Below are 15,925 nucleotides of genomic sequence, written 5' to 3' on the forward strand. Positions count from 1 at the left end.
TCCGATTGCCCGGGTCGCGAGCCCGGGTGGGAAGGGGGTCCTCCCCCATGTGCACCGGCATCCGCTTCACCGGCTCCGACGGCTCCATGTACTTTGGCCGCAACCTCGACTGGACCCAGGGCTACGGCGAGCGCGTGGTGGTGACGCCTCCTGCCGCGCGGGTGCCGGCCGCCTTCCCGCGTCCCGGGGAGCCGGAGCGCGGGCACGCGGTCATTGGCATGGGCATCGTCGTGGGTGGCGTGCCGCTCTACTTTGACTGCGGGAACGACGCCGGGCTCGCCGTGGCGGGTCTCAACTTCCCCCAGAGCGCACGCTACGCGACCGCTCCCGAGCCCGGGCGCACGAACGTGGCGGCCTACGAGTTCCCGTACTGGGTCGCGCGCAACTTCTCCTCGCTCGATGAGGTGCGCGCCGCGCTCGGCGGGGTCCGCGTGGTCGCGCGTCCGGTGAACGACCGGCTTCCCGTCGCGAACCTCCACTGGCTCGTCGGTGACGCCACGGGCAGCGTGGTGGTGGAGTGCCTGGAGGACGGCCTGCGCGTCTGGGAGGACGACGTCGACGTGCTCACCAACGAGCCGGACTTCGGCTGGCAGCGCACGAACCTGCGCTCCTACCTGACGCTGAGCGAGAACGAGCCCGAGCCCGCGTCGTGGGGGCGCGCCCGCCTCGCGCCGTTCGGGTCGGGCATGGGCATGCGGGGCATGCCGGGGGACTACTCCGGCCCCTCCCGCTTCGTGAAGGCCGCCTTCGTGAACGCACGCTACCCCGTCCAGGATGGCGAGCGCGCAAACGTCACGCGGCTCTTCCGCACGCTCGGCTCGGTCGCCGTTCCGGACGGCTGCGCGCGCACCCCGGACGGCGCCTTCGAGCGCACCCTCTACACGAGCTGCTTCTCCGCCGCGACGCTCACCTACTACCACGCCGCCTATGACGACCTCTCCGTCAGCGCCTACCCGCTCGCCTCGTGCGACCTGGGAGGGTCCGAGCCCCTCGTCCTGACGGCCTGACCCGGCTTGACGGTATGACCTGACGAGATTGTCACCTTGCGCCAGGCGCTCGGGGACATTCCCGTCGCCTGTGAGAAGGCGTGGTCGAAGGCCGAGGGGCTCGGGTAGCCGAGAAGAACGGCGACGTCGGCGACGCCGAGCGCGCGGTCGCGCAGGAGCTCACAGGCCCGCTCCGCCCGCAGGCGCCGTCCGAAGGCCCCCACGCTCTCCCCGGTCTCGCGCTTGAACGCCGCGCAGAGGCGCGACCGGCTCACGTAGAGGCGGTCGGCGAGCTCCCCGATCCCCGTCGGTGCCTCGCCGGAGCCCACGGCGAGCTCGATGGCGTCGCGGGCTCGCCGCACGAGGTCCCCCTCGCCCGTCGCCGTCCCTCCCGCACGGCTCGCGGCGAGCGACGCCGCCATGGCATCGACCGTTGCCCTGAGCGCGAGCTCGCCGCCCGCCTCGCGGGGAGGGCGCTCCGGCACGGCAGCGAGCGCCCGCGCGATGGCAAGCCGCTCGTCACGCGATGAGACGTCACCGAACGACGAGAAGACCCCGCTGAACTCGCCGGGGTAGCGACGGTCGAGTTCGTCGAAGAACTCCGGGAGCACGATGATGGAGCGCGAGCGATAGGGGCGTCCCGCGAGGAGGCTGCTGACGTGCTCCCGTGGCGCGCGCTCGACGAACGTGGCGAGCTCCCCACCCCCGCCTGCGCCGGGGCCGAGGGGTCGGATCGGCAGCCCGCACGTTCGCGAGCAGCGAAGCGCGTCGTCGCCGAGCGCGCACGCGCAGGCATAGGGCCCGGTCGACGCCTCGCGCAGCTCCATGTCCGCGCGCGGGGTGACGTCGTGGTGCAGCACGAGGCAGTGCGGGGTCGGCGCCGAGAGCCACATCGTGCCTTCGGCGGCGTCGCCCACGGCTCTCCCCACCCAGATCGCTCCGCACCGCTCGAGGCGCATCTCGAGCTGGACCGCCTGCGGCACGAAGAGCGCGGCGAGCTCGCGTGGTATGTCTCCCACCCCGCCCATGTTGCGGATGCGTCCGTCCTTCTTGCGGTATCGTCTCCGATTAGTTAGCCAACGTGAACAATAGGCAATCGCCATGATACGGTGCGTCAGGTCGTCAATCAAGTCCTCGTTGCGTGAGGAGGAGCGATGTCTGATTCGCCCGCACCGCGGCGGGAGGGCGGCGCCGTCGGGCGCCTGCTCGCCTTTGCCGGTGAGCGGCGGAGGCTCACCTATCTGGGGTGCGCCCTCTCTGCCGTGTCCATGCTGATCTCCTTTGGCCCATACGTCTGCATCTGGTTTGCCGCACGCGACCTGATCGCCGTCGCCCCGGACTGGTCCCGTGCCTCGACGATCTCCACGTACGGATGGTGGGCGCTCGGCTTCGCCGTGGCATCAATAGCTCTTTACTTCGCCGGCCTCATGTGTACGCACCTTGCCGCCTTCCGCTGCGCCTCCAACATGCGCAAGCGCTCCGTCGGCCACCTCATGCACGCGAGCCTGGGGTACTTCGACACGCACGCGAGCGGGGCTCTGCGCCGCGTGGTGGACGGCTGCGCGGCGGAGACCGAGGGGCTGCTCGCGCACAAGCTTCCGGACACGGCGGGCTCCGTGGCGATGATCGTGGGCATGCTCGCCCTGTTCTTCGTCTTTGACTGGAGGCTGGGCGTCGCGTGCCTCGTGCCCGTGGCGGTGTCGCTCGCCTGCATGTTCTACATGATGGGAGGGCGCGGCATGGACTTCATGACGCGCTACATGGAGTCGCTCGTAAAGATGAACAAGACCGGCACCGAGTACGTGCGCGGCATTCCCGTCGTCAAGGTCTTCCAGCAGACGGTCTTCTCGTTCAGGGCCTTCCACGACTCCATCGAGGAGTTCACGCGCCTCGCGCAGGACTATGCCGTGAAGTGGTGCCAGACGCCGCAGTCGCTCTCGCTCACCGTCATCAGCGCCGCCGCGGTCTTCCTCGTCCCGGTTGCGCTGCTCGTCGTCCCCGGCGAGGCTGACCTCGCGCGCCTCGCGGCGAACTTCGCGTTCTACGCGATCTTCTCCGCCGTCATCCCCACGGCCATGACGCGCGTGATGTTCATGTCGGAGGCGTTCCAGTCCGCGGCGGACGCTGTGAGCCGCGTGGAGGAGGTGCTCGCCGCCCCCGTTATTGAGGCTCCGGCCTCCCCGTGCTCGCCGCGCGACAACTCCATCCGCTTCGAGGACGTGTCCTTCTCCTACGAGGGCGCCGAGGCGCCGGCGCTCGACCACGTCTCCTTCGAGGTTCCGGCGGGTGCCACCGTGGCGCTCGTGGGGCCCTCGGGCGGCGGCAAGACCACGGCGGCGAGCCTCGTGCCGCGCTTCTGGGACGCGAGTGCGGGGCGCGTCCTCGTTGGCGGCGTGGACGTGCGCGACGTGGACCCCGCGGAGCTCATGGGTCGCGTGGCCTTCGTCTTCCAGGCCAACCGGCTCTTCTCGCAGTCGATACTCGAGAACGTGCGCGCGGCGCGGCCGGATGCGACGCGCGAGGAGGTGATGGCCGCGCTCGAGGCCGCGCAGTGCGGCGACATCGTCGAGAAGCTGCCCGACGGCGTGGACAGCGTCTATGGAGCAGGCGGGACCCACCTCTCCGGAGGGGAGGTCCAGCGGCTCATGCTGGCCCGCGCCATCCTCAAGGACGCGCCGATCGTGGTGCTCGACGAGGCAACGGCCTTCGCCGACCCCGAGAACGAGGTCAAGATCCAGGCCGCCTTCAGGCGCCTCGCCCGTGGGCGGGACGGCGCGCCGCGCACGGTGCTCATGGTTGCCCACCGGCTCTCCACGGTGAGAAACGCCGACAAGATCGTGGTGCTCGACCGGGGTCGCGTGGCCGAGCAGGGCACGCACGACGAGCTCCTCTCCGCGGGCGGCCTCTACGCTCGCATGTGGGCCGACTACGAGCGCGCCGTGAGCTGGAGGATTTCGAGCGTCGAAGGGGGAGTGGCATAGATGTCGATCAAGGAGAAGTACGCGCTCACCGACGAGGGCGTAAGGAACGTGCGCCTCGGCGCGTTCTGGACCACCGTCACCAACCTCGTGGTCTTTGCGGGCGTGGGGCTTGCCTACCTCGTCATGAGCGCGCTCGTGGCGCGGCTCGTGGGGGGACCGGTCGAGCTGGGGCCGTGGGGCGCGCTCGGCTTCGACCCCCTCTCCGTGCCGGTTGCGGGCTGGCTCGCGGCGCTCGTTGCGTACCTCGTCGTCCTCTTCGTGTGCGAGCGACTCCAGTACTACTACCAGTACGGCGTCATCTACAAGGAGAGCGGTCGGCAGCGCATCGCCCTCGCGGAGCGTCTGCGGAAGCTCCCCCTCTCGTTCTTCGGTCGGCGCGACCTCGCGGACCTCACCGAGACGCTCATGACTGACGTCAAGACGACGGAGCACGCCTACAGCCACGTTCTCCCCGAGCTCTACGGTGCCTATGCGACCATGGTCATCGCGTTCGTGTGCCTCCTGTGCTTTGACTGGCGCCTGGCGGTGGCGTCCATGTGGTCCGGTCCGGTGGCTCTGGCCCTGCTCTTTGGGGTGCGCTCCAGGCTCCAGCCGCTCATGCGAAGGACCCGCATGGCGGGGCTCGAGGCGTCCGAGCGCATCCAGGAGGCACTCGAGTGCGTGCGCGAGGTGCGCGCGACCAACCAGGAGGGGCGCTACCTCGAGCGCATCTACGAGAGCGTCGATGCCGCGGAGCGGCGTGCCACGCGCGCGGAGATCGCGACCGGCATCTGCGTGAACGGGGCCCAGATCGTGCTGCGCCTGGGCCTCGCCACCACGCTGCTGGCGGGCGCCGCCCTCGTGATCGACGGCAGCTGCGACTTCCTTGCGCTCTTCTGCTTCCTTCTGGTGGTGAGCCGCATCTACGCCCCCTTCGACCAGGCGCTCATGCTCATCGCCGAGCTCTTCTCGGCACGGACCGCAGCCGGTCGCATGAAGGGCTTCTTCGAGGAGCCGCTGGCAGAGGGCGGAGAGGCGTATGAGCCCGTCGGCCACGACGTGACCTTCGAGCACGTGTCCTTCTCCTACGAGAGGGATGGCGAGAAGGTCCTGGACGACGTGTCCTTCACCGCTCGCGAGGGCGAGGTGACGGCACTCGTGGGACCGTCGGGTTCGGGAAAGTCCACCTGCGCGCGCCTTGCCGCCAGGCTCTGGGACGCGAGCTCGGGGCGCGTCGCCGTGGGCGGCGTGGACGTCTCGACCGTCGACCCGGAGGTGCTGCTGCGTGACTTCTCCGTGGTGTTCCAGGACGTGACGCTGTTCGACGACACCGTGATGGGCAACATCCGCCTGGGTCGACGCGGCGCCACCGACGAGGAGGTGCTCGCCGCGGCGCGCGCCGCCAACTGCGACGAGTTCGTCTCGCGCATGCCCGAGGGCTACCAGACGATGATCGGCGAGAACGGTGCGCGCCTCTCCGGCGGGGAGCGCCAGCGCATCTCCATTGCACGTGCGCTGCTCAAGGGGGCTCCGATCGTGCTGCTCGACGAGGCCACGGCATCGCTCGACGTGGAAAACGAGACCGAGGTGCAGGCGGCGCTGAGCCGACTTCTCGCCGGCAGGACGGTCATCGTGATCGCGCACCGCATGCGGACCGTGGAGAGCGCGGACCACGTCGTGGTGCTCGACCGCGGCCGCGTGGCAGAGCAGGGAGCGCCCGTCGCGCTCATGGCGGCCGACGGCCTCTTCGCCCGCATGGTGCGCCTTCAGCGCGAGAGCGCCGACTGGACGATCTGACGCCGCCACGTGCGCCGAGGCGGAGCCATCGACGTTCTTCTCGCCCGGGCCCGGCTTGACAGTATGATCTGGCGAGATTGTCAACCGCGCGGGCAAGGTGACCAAGGAGTCACGTGACGGGCGACCCCCCTCGCCGGTAGGATGGCGCGAGGGGGGTGGTCGCATGGGCGAGACCGTTCTTGTCGTCGAGGACGACGCTGACATCGTGGAGCTCCTCGAGCTCTACCTCACGGGGAGCGGCTACGAGGTCGTCTCGGCGCGAGACGGCGTCGCCGCGCTCGAGGCCCTGCGCGAGCGCCCGGTCGACGTGGCGCTCGTCGATATCATGATGCCGCGCATGAGCGGCTACGACTTCATCAAGGAGCTCCGGGCGACGAGCACGGTGCCCGTGATCATCGTCTCCGCGCGCACCCAGCCCGCCGACAAGATCGTGGGGCTCGACGCCGGGGCGGACGGGTTCATTGCCAAGCCGTTCGATCCGCTCGAGGTCACGGCCTATATCCGGGCCGTGCTGCGGCGCTCCTCGCTCCCCGCGCCTGCCGTCGGCGGTGTCGCGACCCCGGACGAGGGAGCGGTCGTCTCCGTGGGGGAGCTCACCTTCGACACCAGGCGCCTCGTGCTCGCGCGCGACGGCGTGCCGGTCGCGCTCACCGCGGCCGAGCTCAAGATCATGGCAAAGCTCATGGCGTCGCCCGGACGCGTCTTCTCCAAGGACCAGCTCTACGCCTGCGTGAACGGCGAGCCCGCGCCGGGCGGGGCGGGCAGCGTGATGATGCACATCTCGAACATCCGCGCCAAGCTCGAGGACGACCCGCAGCGCCCTCGCTTCATCAAGACCGTCCGCGGACTGGGGTACGTGCTCGATGGCTCGTGAGGGGGGCGCCGACCGCGGCTCGCTGCGCTCGGCCGCCCGCGCCCTGAGGGGCAGCCTCGCGATGCGCTGCCTCGCGCTCCTCGGCGTCTACGCGCTCGTGCTCGCAGGACTGCTCGGTGGCATGGGAGCGCTCGTCGACGGGCTCTTCGACGGCGCCTTCCCCTCGATGGGGACGGTTCTCGAGTACGAGGGCGAGCTTGCCGACGACCGCTTCGGCGCGCTTGCCACGAGCAGGCTCTCCAACGCGCTCATCGTCGTCTTCGACGCCGACGGAAGGTGCCTCTACGCCTCGAGCGAGCGGGCCGCCGAGAGGGTCAGCGCGGCCGACCTCGCCATCATCGGGAGCTACGCCGGCTCGTCGTACGAGGTCTTCGAGGAGGCGGGAGAGGACGGGGAGGTGCGCTACCGCGTCATGCTCTGCGCCTACGACGGCGCGGGGGGAACGGCGAGGAGGGTGGTGGACTGGTGCGTGCTCGACGCTGACCTCAAGGTGGTGGAGGGCACGCTCTTCTCGGGCCGAGAGCGGCTCACCCGTCGCGAGTTCGGCCTCATTCGCGGGCTCTACGGAGCGCGCATGGACATCTCGCGGCTCGACTACGCGACCTCGTCCGGCGAGTCGCGCACCCTCGTGCTCGCGACGCCGCTCGTGACGGAGGAGGCCTACGCCAGGATCGCGGACGCGGCGAGCCGGGCGTGGCTGCTCGCGGTCCCCGCGGCGCTGGCGATAACCGCCGTCGCGGCGCTGCTCATGGCGCGCCTCGTGCGACGCTCGGCGCGCCCGCTCGACCGGGCCATCGCGGCGTGCGGCGAGCCGGGCGTCGCGCCCGAGCTCCCCGACGCCCGATCCGCCGGGGTGCCAACCGAGCTCGTCCCCATATACGAGGGGTTCTCCGACCTCATGGCCCGCCTGCGCTCGGCGCGCGACGACCAGGCGCGCATGGTCGCGAGCCTCTCGCACGACCTCAAGACGCCGCTGACCGTGATGCGCGGCTACGCGCAGGCGTTCTGCGAGGGGCGGGTGCCGCCGGAGCGCGAGGGCGCCTACCACCGCGTCATCCTCGAGCGCGCCGTCGCGGCGGCGGAGCTGCTCGAGGAGCTCTCGGGCTACGCCCGCACGGAGCACCCGGACTTCGCGCCCGAGCTCGTGGCATCCGACGCGCGCGAGCTCGTGGCGGGCACCGTCGCGGCGGCGCGGCCGCTCGCCGACCAGGCGGGGTGCGCCCTCGAGGTGGACCTCGGCCTGCGTCCGCTGCCGGTCCTCGCCGACGCCCGGCTCTTCCGCCGGATGCTTCTCAACCTCGTGGAGAACGCCGTCACCCACAACCCGCCCGGAACGCGCGTCCGCGTCTCGTGCGCCCCCGGTCCCCGGGCGCGCACGTGCGAGGTCTCGGTCGCCGACACCGGCGAGGGCGTGTCGCCCGAGGTCGCGGACCGCATCTTCGACCCCTTCGTGACGAGGGACGCCGCGCGCCCGTCGGGCGGGGGCACGGGGCTCGGCCTCGCCATCGTGCGGCGCGCGGCGGAGCTCATGGGTGGCTCGGTGCTGCTGCGCGAGCGTCCCGCCGCGCCCTGGGCCACGGAGTTCGCGGTCACGCTGCCGCTCGCGCGCGAGTCGGCATCAGCGAACGCTGAGGGTCGCGCCTGACCCTCAGCAAGCCTTGAGCAAATCCTCACGTCCGCCTGAGGGCGCCCCCGTAGGCTGGGGGATACGCATCGGACGGACAGGGAGGAACACATGGCCGAGACCATCTTCGGCTGCGGGCACAAGGCGACCTACGCCCACACCGCGCTCGCCTTTCTCGAGCGGGGCGCACGGTCCCACCCGGAGCGCGTCGCCGTGGTAGACGAGCGCGGCGAGCGCACCTACGGCGAGCTCTACGAGCGGAGCCGGCGGGTCGCGAGCGGCCTGCTCGAGCGCGGGCTGGGCGGCGGGCCGCTGATCGTGTGCATGGAGAAGAACGCGGAGGCCCTGGAGGCCTTCTTCGGGGCGCTCATGGCGGGTGGCTTCTACGTCCCGGTCGACCCGGGCGCGCCCTCGGGCCGCGCCGCGCGCTGCCTCGAGCGCCTCGGGCGGCCCCCGGTCGTCTGCGACGAGGGAGGCCTCGAGGCCGCGCGGGCGCTCTTTCCCGACGCGCTGGCGCTCACGCCGGGAGAGCTGGGGCGGTCCGCGCCCGATGACGGCGCGCTCGAGCGCGCCGCGCGCGACATCGTGCCCTCCGACGTCGCCTACGTGCTCTTCACCTCCGGCTCCACGGGCGAGCCCAAGGGGGTCGCGGTGAGCCACGCGGCGGTCCTCGAGTTCGTCTCGACCTTCGTGGGGACCTTCGGCCTGCGCCCCGACGACGTGGTCGGCAACCAGGCGCCGCTCGACTTCGACGTCTCGGTCAAGGACGTCTACGGCGCGCTCGCGGCGGGGGCCCGCGTGGTCCTGCTGCCCCGACGGCTCTTCTCGGCGCCCGCGCGCCTCGTCGCGGAGCTCGAGGAGCGCAGGGTCACGGTCCTCGTGTGGGCCGCGGCGGCGCTCTGCCTGGTGAGCGGCCTGCGCGCGCTCGACGGGGCGGCGCTCTCGCTCGTGCGCCTGGTCATGTTCAGCGGGGAGGTCATGCCCGCGGAGCACCTGCGCCGCTGGATGAGGCGGCTGCCCGGGGCGACCTTCGTGAACCTCTACGGTCCCACCGAGGTCACCTGCAACTGCCTCTACCACGTGGTCGACCGCGGCCGGGACTACCGGGGCGGGGTGCCGCTCGGCAGGCCCCTCCCCGGCCGCCGCGTGCTGCTGCTCGACGGACGGGGGCGTCCGGTGTCCGAGCCTGGGAGGGTGGGCGAGATCTACGTTGGCGGGACCGCCATCGCGCGCGGCTACTACGCCGACCCGGCGCGGACGCGCGACGCCTTCGTCCAGAGCCCGCTCGTGAGCGAGCTGCCCGAGACGCTCTACCGGACGGGGGACCTCGCGCTGGCGGGGGAGGACGGCGAGCTGTTCTTCTGCGGCAGGAGAGACAACCAGGTCAAGATCCAGGGGCATCGCATCGAGCTCGAGGAGGTGGACGCGGCCTTCGAGCGCCAGGAGGGCGTCGATCGCTGCCGCTGCGCCCTTGACGAGCGGACGGGGCGTATCTGCGCCTTCTTCGAGGGGAGCGCGGGCCCCGACGAGCTCAGGCGCGCCGTCGCCCTCCTCGTGCCCGGCCCGGCGGTGCCGGCCGTAATCGAGCGCGTGGAGTCGATGCCCCTGCTCGGGAACGGCAAGGTTGACCGCGCGGCGCTTCTCGAGGACCGTCGCGCCCGGCGCGGGCGCGCGTGCGAGAGGGGAGGCGGGCGTCGTGATGACTGACCGTGAGCTCCTTGGCCTCGCAGAGGGGTTCGGGACGCCGCTCTACGCGTTCGACGAGCGCGAGCTCGCCCCGCGCGCGGCGCGCCTGCGCTCCGCGCTCCCCGACGGGGTCGAGCTCTGCTATGCCGTCAAGGCCAACACCTTCGTGACCGGCGCGCTCGCCCCGCACGTCTCGCGCCTCGAGGCCTGCTCCCCGGGGGAGCAGCGCATCTGTCGCGCCCTGGGCGTCCCCGCCGGCAAGGTCGTGATCTCGGGCGTCAGCAAGGACCGCGAGTCCCTCGACGCCGCGATCGCCGCGCCGGAGCTTCCCGCGGCGGTGACCGTCGAGTCACCCGCGCAGCTCGAGCTCGTGCGAGGCATCGCGCGGGGGTGGGGCCGGCGCGTGCCGGTGCTCCTGCGCCTCTCGAGCGGCAACCAGTTCGGCGTCGACCGCGAGGAGCTCGTGCTGCTCGCGCGAGCGGCGGCCCGCGACCCCGCCCTTGAGCTGCGCGGCGTGCAGCTCTTCACGGGAACGCAGAAGAGGTCGCCCGCGCGCCTGCGGCGCGAGGTGGCGGCGCTCGACGCGCTCATGGTCGAGCTCGCGGGCGTCTGCGGGCGCGAGCTGCCCGAGGTCGAGTACGGGCCGGGGCTGCCGGTCGCCTACTTCGAGGGCGAGGAGGCGGACGAGGGCGCGCTGCTCGCCGCCCTGGCCGAGTCGATCTTGGGCATGGCGTGCGGCGCCCGCGTCATCCTCGAGCTCGGGCGGAGCCTCGTCGCGGGATGCGGCACCTACCTCACGCGCGTGACGGACGCCAAGGTGGTGGCGGGCGAGCGCTACGCCATCGCGGACGGTGGCATTCACCAGCTCGTCTACTACGGGCAGTCCCTGGCCATGCGCCGGCCCCCGGTGCGCCTCCTGCGGGGCGGCGCGGGCGAGAAGGACGGCGCGGCCGAGGAGCTCGGCTGGAACGTGTGCGGGTCGCTGTGCACCGTCAACGACATCCTGGTCAAGCGGCTCCCCCTCGCCGGGCTCTCCGCGGGGTCGGTCCTGGCGTTCGACCTCGCCGGCGCCTACTGCGCCACGGAGGGCGCCGCGCTCTTCCTGAGCCGCGACCTTCCGCGCGTGGTGCTCGTCGGCAGGGACGGGGCGCCCGCGCTCGTGCGCGAGGGGGTGCGCACCGACCAGCTCAACATGCCCGTCGCCGTGCGCGGCTGACGGGGGACTCAATCTGAAAGGACGTGGCATGGACGCAATTCTGGACATTCTCGACGAGCTCAGGCCCGGCGCGGCGTTTGCCGGGCGCACCGACCTCGTGGACAGCCGCGAGCTCGACTCGCTCACCATCATCGCGCTCGTCGCCGAGCTCGAGGACGTCTTCGACGTCGTCGTCCCCGCGGTGGAGATCGTCCCCGAGAACTTCAACTCGCCCGAGGGCATCTGGGCCCTCGTCTGCCGCCTGCGCGCGCAGGACCTCTAGGGGAGCATCGTGACCTCGTACTTCTCGCCGTCGTTTCTGGCGGTCTTCCTGCCCGTCGCGGTGCTCGCCTACCAGGCCGTACCGAGGAGGGCCCGCTGGGCGGTGCTCCTCGCGGCGAGCTACGCCTTCTTCTGGGCGCTGAGCGGGTGGCTCGTCGTCTTTGTGGTCGCCTCGACGGCGATCGTGTGGGGCGTCGGACGTGCCCTGGGGGCCGAGTCCTCCCGTCGCGCGCTCGCCCTCGCCGAGCCGGGAGCGGACCGTCGGGCGGTGCGCCAGCGCTGGCAGGGACGGATGCGCCTCACGCTCGCCGCGGGCGTCGTCGCCAACCTCGCGATCCTCTGGGCGCTCAAGTACGCCGGGCCGCTCGCGTCGTTCGCGGCGTCGCTCGGGGTGAGCGTCGGCGAACCGCCCTCGGTGGGGCTCCCCATCGGCATCTCGTTCTACACGCTCCAGGCCGTGTCGTATCTCGTGGACGTCTACCGGGGCGCCGTCGTCGCCGACGCGAACCCCGCCCGACTCGCCCTGTTCCTCGCGTTCTTCCCGCAGATCATGGAGGGGCCGATCTGTCGCTACGCGCAGACGGCGCAGGCCCTCTGGGAGGGGTCGCCCGTCACGGCGCGCGGGCTCTTCTCGGGGAGCGCGCGCATGCTCTGGGGGCTGGCGAAGCGCATGGTGGTGGCGGACCGCCTGAACTCGTTCGTGCGCCCGGTCTTCGATGACCCCGCCGCGTACGACGGATGCGTGATCGCGGTGGCGGCGGTCCTCTACACCCTGCAGCTCTACTGCGACTTCTCGGGGACGATGGACCTCGCCGTCGGCATGGGGCGCATCTTTGGCGTGGGCCTGCCGGAGAACTTCCGCCAGCCGTTCTTCTCGCGCACCGCCGCGGAGTTCTGGCAGCGCTGGCACGTGACGCTCGGCGCGTGGCTCAAGGACTACGTCTTCTACCCGGTCTCCCTGAGCGCCCCCGTCAGGCGGCTCACGGGGGCGGCCCGCCGCGCGCTTGGCGGCCGCGTGGGGCCGGCGGTGGCGAGCGGGGTGGCCCTGCTCGCCGTGTGGCTGGCGAACGGCCTCTGGCACGGGGCCGGAACGCAGTACCTGCTCTTCGGGCTGTACTACTTTGCGGTCATCTGGCTCGGGGCGCTCGTCGCGCCGGCGTCCGAGGCGCTCTGCGCGCGCCTGGGCGTGAGCCGCGACGGCGCGCTCTGGCGCGGCCTGCAGCATGCGAGGACCCTGGTCGTGGTGCTCGTCGGGGAGCTCATCTTCCGCTCGGCGAGCGCCGCGCAGGGCGTGGAGCTGCTCGGGCGCGCCGCGCTCGGGTTTCGCGCCGCGTCGCTCGCGGACGGAACGGTGCTCGCCGTCGGCATGGACGCGGCGGACTTCGCGGCGGTCGCCGTCTTCGCCGCGCTGCTGCTCGTGGTCGGAGCGCTCAGGGAGCGCGGCGCGCGCCCGCTCGACGCCGTCTGGCGGCGGGGTCCGGTGGCGCGCGGGGCGCTGTGCTGCGCGCTGCTCGTTGGCGTGGTGGTCTTTGGGGCCTACGGCGCGGGATACGTTCCCGTCGACCCCATGTACGCGTCGTTCTAGCGGCGCGGACCGGAGGGACAGGAGGATATCGTGGGGAATCGGCTCGTGCGGGCGTCGCGCTCGCTTCTCGAGGCGGCGCTTGCCGTGGCGGCGACGATCGCGGTCCTCGCCGCGCTCTCGCACGTGTTCGTGCCGAAGAACAACCAGGCGGAGTTCGGGCAGCGCGACGAGCGCGTCTACGGCGTGCTGGGGCAGCCGGAGGGAAGCGTCGAGGTGCTCTTCCTCGGGGACTCCGAGGCGTACACGTCCTTCTCGCCGCTGCAGCTCTGGGACGAGCGGGGCATCACCTCCTACGTGCTGGGCACGTCCGGGCAGAAGCTCTGCTACACGCGCTCGCTGCTGGGGCGGGCGCTCGAGCGGCAGCGGCCGCGCGTGGTCGTGCTCGAGACCAACTGCCTGTTCAGGAGCTTCTCGGTGGGGGAGGCCCTCGTGCGGCTGGCGCAGGACGCGCTGCCCGTGCTCGAGTACCACGACCGGTGGAAGTCGCTCCGGCCCGAGGACGTCCTCGGCACGGTGCGCGCCACCTGGACCGACGAGGCGCGCGGGTTCGTGGGGAAGGAGGGGGCGGTGCCCGCCGACGCCTCCTCGCACATGGCGCCGAGCGACGAGGTCGCGGGGCTCCCGTGGCTGAGCCGGGTCTACCTGGACGACATCGCGCGGACGTGCGAGCGGGCGGGGGCGCGGCTCGTGCTCGTGAGCACGCCGAGCACGAGGAACTGGAGCACGGCGCGCCACAGCCGCATGGAGCGGGTCGCCTCGGAGCTGGGCGTCGACTACGTCGACCTCAACGTGGGGAAGGATCGCGTGGAGATCGACTGGTCGCGGGACACCTATGACGGCGGGGACCACCTCAACGTGGACGGCGCGCGGAAGGTCACGTCCGCCGTCGGCGCGCTGCTCGCGCGGGTGTGACAGGGGGACGGGGGGACTGTCACCGCTCCGTCCCCGCCGTCACGCCCCTCCGTGGCGCGTATACTCTCGTGAAACGCCTGGAAGGGGGTCCGCATGGTCACCTATCGCATGGAACTGGACGAGGAGAAGCGCCGCGCGGCGATCGAGGTCGCCCTCGAGAGCCCCGACAACGTGCGGCGCCGCAAGATCGGCGGCCGCGTCCTGGTGGCCCTGGGGGTGCTGCTGGCGCTGGAGTCGCTGCTGCTGCTCGCGATGCGCGGGCCGAGCGGGCCGAGGATCGCGCTGCTCCTCCTGGGCGCGGTGGCGCTCGGGTTCGGCGTGCGCGCGCGGGCGTGGCAGCGCTTCGTCATGCGTCGCGCGGAGCGACTCCTCGACAAGTCCCTGCGCTCCGGCGTGGCGTCGTACTCCTTCGACGACGACGGCGTCACGATTGACTCCCGGCTCGGGCACAGCCTGTGCTTCTGGCCCTCCTTCCGAGAGTGGGGCACCAAGGGCCCCTACCTCTACCTCAGGCGCGCCGACAACCGGCTCGTCCTCGTGGAGAGGGGTGCGCTCTCGCAAGACGAGCTCGCTGAGCTGCTGCGACTGCTCGAGGCCCACGTCGGCCCGGGCAGAGGGGGCGACGCCGCGTGACCGACGAGCAGCTCGACCTGGCCGTCGCCGGGCGCTCGCTCGCGGGCGGGGGGAGGACCCGCCACGCCGCGGAGGGCGCGCACGACCCCACCTCCACGCCCTGCTCCGTGCTCGACGAGCTCCTGGGCCCGCTTGACCTCAGCGGGGACTCCCACCTGCTCGACGTGGGGTGCGGGGAGGGACGCGTGCTCGCGTACTTCGTGGGCGCGGGGCTGCCCGGCCGCGTCACGGGAGTCGAGCTGGATCGGGGTCTCGCCGAGCGCGCCGCGGCATGGTCGGCGCGCTACGACAACGTGCGCGTGGTGGCGGGCAGCGCGCTCGAGCTGCCGCTCGGCGAGTTCACGCACGTCTACCTGTTCAACCCGTTCGACACCCCGGTGCTCGAGGCGTTTCTCGACCGCCTCGAGCGCGAGGCGCGCGCCCCCGTGACGCTCGTGCACATGTCCGACAACGGGGAGTGGCCCGCCTACCTGGGGCGCGCTGGCTGGGAGCTGCTGCGCGAGGGCTTCCTCGAGCTTCCGGGCGAGAAGGGCGACTGCCCGCAGCACTTCTCGGTGCGTCGCTACATCGGTGGGACATCGGGGACGGAGCGGTGACAGCCCCCCGTCCCTTGTCCCACCGTTATGCGCGCCACTCGCGCAGCAGCGCGCGGTAGCGTGCGGCGTAGCGGCTGCCGCGCTGCCAGATGAGCGAGAAGTCGTGCTCGAGTGCGAGCCCCTCGGGCGTGACGTCGGCCAGCTCCCCGGCGGCGAGCTCGGCCTCCACGGCGACGCGGTAGAGAAAGCTCACGCCCACGCCGGCGGCGACGCACGCCTTGATCGCGGGGATGCTCGCGACCTCGACCGTGTCCGCGAAGTCGCTCACGGAGAGCCCGCGCGCCGCCAGGTGGCGCTCAAGAATCTCCCGGGTCCCGGACCCGGGCTCGCGCAGCACGAGGCGGCGCCCGAGGAGCGCGTCGATGCCGAGCGGGCCCTCCCCGGCCGCCGCCACGGCGACGAAGCGCTCCCTCGAGAAGACCTCGCTCTCGAACGCCTCTCTATCGAAGGAGCCCTCCACCAGCGCGAGGTCGATCTCGCCGCGGTCGATGAGGGCGACGAGCTCCGCGGTGTTGCCTGCGCGCATGCAGACGCGCTCGGCGGGGTGGCGCAGGAGGTGCGCGGGCAGAATGCGCGGGGCAACGTAGTCGGCGACGGTGCGCGTGCAGCCCAGGCGCAGCGGGGCCCGCCCGCCCTCCCGCCGGCGCGCCTCGAGCTCCGCGCGCAGGCGACGCTCTGCTCTACCGCGCGCAGGCGACGCTCGTCGTTTTCCGCTGCGTCGAGCGCGCGGTAGAGCAGCTCCCCCTCCTCGGTGGGTTCCACGCCGCGCCCGGCCTTGGTGAACAGCGCGCAGCC

14 protein-coding genes are annotated in these 15,925 nt (G+C 72.2%); 12 read left to right on the plus strand and 2 right to left on the minus strand.

The window, feature by feature from the left end; all coding sequences use genetic code 11:
* Positions 1-47: 47 nt before the first annotated feature.
* Positions 48-1,007, plus strand: a complete 960-nt coding sequence (gene bsh / locus BQ7106_RS08910) for a choloylglycine hydrolase (RefSeq protein WP_072374444.1) — start codon at positions 48-50, stop codon at positions 1,005-1,007.
* Here the strand turns inward: bsh and BQ7106_RS08915 are convergent.
* A complete protein-coding gene (locus BQ7106_RS08915) occupies positions 950-2,116 on the minus strand; it encodes a helix-turn-helix domain-containing protein (protein ID WP_240307474.1) in 1,167 nt (388 codons plus the stop codon). The genes bsh and BQ7106_RS08915 overlap by 58 nt on opposite strands.
* A 24-nt stretch (positions 2,117-2,140) precedes the next feature.
* Between BQ7106_RS08915 and BQ7106_RS08920 the strand changes: the two genes are divergently transcribed.
* The 11 genes from BQ7106_RS08920 to BQ7106_RS08970 all read left to right on the plus strand — a co-directional run bounded on the left by BQ7106_RS08920 (position 2,141) and on the right by BQ7106_RS08970 (position 15,130).
* On the plus strand, positions 2,141-3,967 hold the full coding sequence (locus BQ7106_RS08920; protein WP_072374450.1) for an ABC transporter ATP-binding protein: 1,827 nt from the start codon (positions 2,141-2,143) through the stop codon (positions 3,965-3,967).
* The gene (locus BQ7106_RS08925; protein ID WP_072374453.1) at positions 3,968-5,743 is read left to right on the plus strand and encodes an ABC transporter ATP-binding protein; all 1,776 of its coding nucleotides are present in this window, start codon (positions 3,968-3,970) and stop codon (positions 5,741-5,743) included.
* Between the two features lie 163 nt (positions 5,744-5,906).
* A complete protein-coding gene (locus BQ7106_RS08930; protein ID WP_072374457.1) occupies positions 5,907-6,617 on the plus strand; it encodes a response regulator transcription factor in 711 nt (236 codons plus the stop codon).
* The gene (locus BQ7106_RS08935; protein WP_072374461.1) at positions 6,607-8,262 is read left to right on the plus strand and encodes a sensor histidine kinase; all 1,656 of its coding nucleotides are present in this window, start codon (positions 6,607-6,609) and stop codon (positions 8,260-8,262) included. Before BQ7106_RS08930 ends, BQ7106_RS08935 begins: the two co-directional genes overlap by 11 nt.
* Positions 8,263-8,352: 90 nt before the next feature.
* Positions 8,353-9,948 (plus strand): amino acid adenylation domain-containing protein, encoded by a 1,596-nt coding sequence (locus BQ7106_RS08940; RefSeq protein WP_072374464.1) that lies wholly within the window; start codon positions 8,353-8,355, stop codon positions 9,946-9,948.
* Entirely contained in the window at positions 9,941-11,143 is a 1,203-nt protein-coding gene (locus BQ7106_RS08945) for an alanine racemase (RefSeq protein ID WP_072375522.1), read from the plus strand. Before BQ7106_RS08940 ends, BQ7106_RS08945 begins: the two co-directional genes overlap by 8 nt.
* A 28-nt stretch (positions 11,144-11,171) precedes the next feature.
* Complete coding sequence (locus BQ7106_RS08950) at positions 11,172-11,405, plus strand: phosphopantetheine-binding protein (RefSeq protein ID WP_072374467.1); 234 nt, start codon at positions 11,172-11,174, stop codon at positions 11,403-11,405.
* Positions 11,406-11,414: 9 nt separating this feature from the next.
* Positions 11,415-12,989: an MBOAT family O-acyltransferase gene (locus BQ7106_RS08955; protein WP_072374470.1), complete on the plus strand. Its 1,575-nt coding sequence runs from the start codon at positions 11,415-11,417 to the stop codon at positions 12,987-12,989.
* Between the two features lie 30 nt (positions 12,990-13,019).
* Positions 13,020-13,901 (plus strand): SGNH/GDSL hydrolase family protein, encoded by an 882-nt coding sequence (locus tag BQ7106_RS08960; protein ID WP_072374474.1) that lies wholly within the window; start codon positions 13,020-13,022, stop codon positions 13,899-13,901.
* Positions 13,902-13,994: 93 nt separating this feature from the next.
* The gene (locus tag BQ7106_RS08965; RefSeq protein WP_072374477.1) at positions 13,995-14,534 is read left to right on the plus strand and encodes a YcxB family protein; all 540 of its coding nucleotides are present in this window, start codon (positions 13,995-13,997) and stop codon (positions 14,532-14,534) included.
* Complete coding sequence (locus BQ7106_RS08970) at positions 14,531-15,130, plus strand: class I SAM-dependent methyltransferase (RefSeq protein WP_072374480.1); 600 nt, start codon at positions 14,531-14,533, stop codon at positions 15,128-15,130. The genes BQ7106_RS08965 and BQ7106_RS08970 overlap by 4 nt, the downstream gene beginning before the upstream one ends.
* A gap of 25 nt (positions 15,131-15,155) precedes the next feature.
* Here the strand turns inward: BQ7106_RS08970 and BQ7106_RS08975 are convergent, their stop codons facing one another.
* Positions 15,156-15,923: a LysR substrate-binding domain-containing protein gene (locus BQ7106_RS08975; protein ID WP_338064456.1), complete on the minus strand. Its 768-nt coding sequence runs from the start codon at positions 15,921-15,923 to the stop codon at positions 15,156-15,158.
* Positions 15,924-15,925 lie beyond the last annotated feature (2 nt).

Origin of the sequence: Thermophilibacter mediterraneus (assembly GCF_900119385.1) — a bacterium.
GTDB classification, from domain to species: Bacteria; Actinomycetota; Coriobacteriia; order Coriobacteriales; family Atopobiaceae; genus Thermophilibacter; species Thermophilibacter mediterraneus.

What these genes read in the sequence shown, in the direction of transcription:
- bsh (WP_072374444.1), top strand. Translation starts at nt 48, where the DNA reads ATGTGCACCGGCATCCGCTTCACCGGCTCCGACGGCTCCATGTACTTT.
- BQ7106_RS08920 (WP_072374450.1), top strand. Translation starts at nt 2,141, where the DNA reads ATGTCTGATTCGCCCGCACCGCGGCGGGAGGGCGGCGCCGTCGGGCGC.
- BQ7106_RS08925 (WP_072374453.1), top strand. Translation starts at nt 3,968, where the DNA reads ATGTCGATCAAGGAGAAGTACGCGCTCACCGACGAGGGCGTAAGGAAC.
- BQ7106_RS08930 (WP_072374457.1), top strand. Translation starts at nt 5,907, where the DNA reads ATGGGCGAGACCGTTCTTGTCGTCGAGGACGACGCTGACATCGTGGAG.
- BQ7106_RS08935 (WP_072374461.1), top strand. Translation starts at nt 6,607, where the DNA reads ATGGCTCGTGAGGGGGGCGCCGACCGCGGCTCGCTGCGCTCGGCCGCC.
- BQ7106_RS08940 (WP_072374464.1), top strand. Translation starts at nt 8,353, where the DNA reads ATGGCCGAGACCATCTTCGGCTGCGGGCACAAGGCGACCTACGCCCAC.
- BQ7106_RS08945 (WP_072375522.1), top strand. Translation starts at nt 9,941, where the DNA reads ATGACTGACCGTGAGCTCCTTGGCCTCGCAGAGGGGTTCGGGACGCCG.
- BQ7106_RS08950 (WP_072374467.1), top strand. Translation starts at nt 11,172, where the DNA reads ATGGACGCAATTCTGGACATTCTCGACGAGCTCAGGCCCGGCGCGGCG.
- BQ7106_RS08965 (WP_072374477.1), top strand. Translation starts at nt 13,995, where the DNA reads ATGGTCACCTATCGCATGGAACTGGACGAGGAGAAGCGCCGCGCGGCG.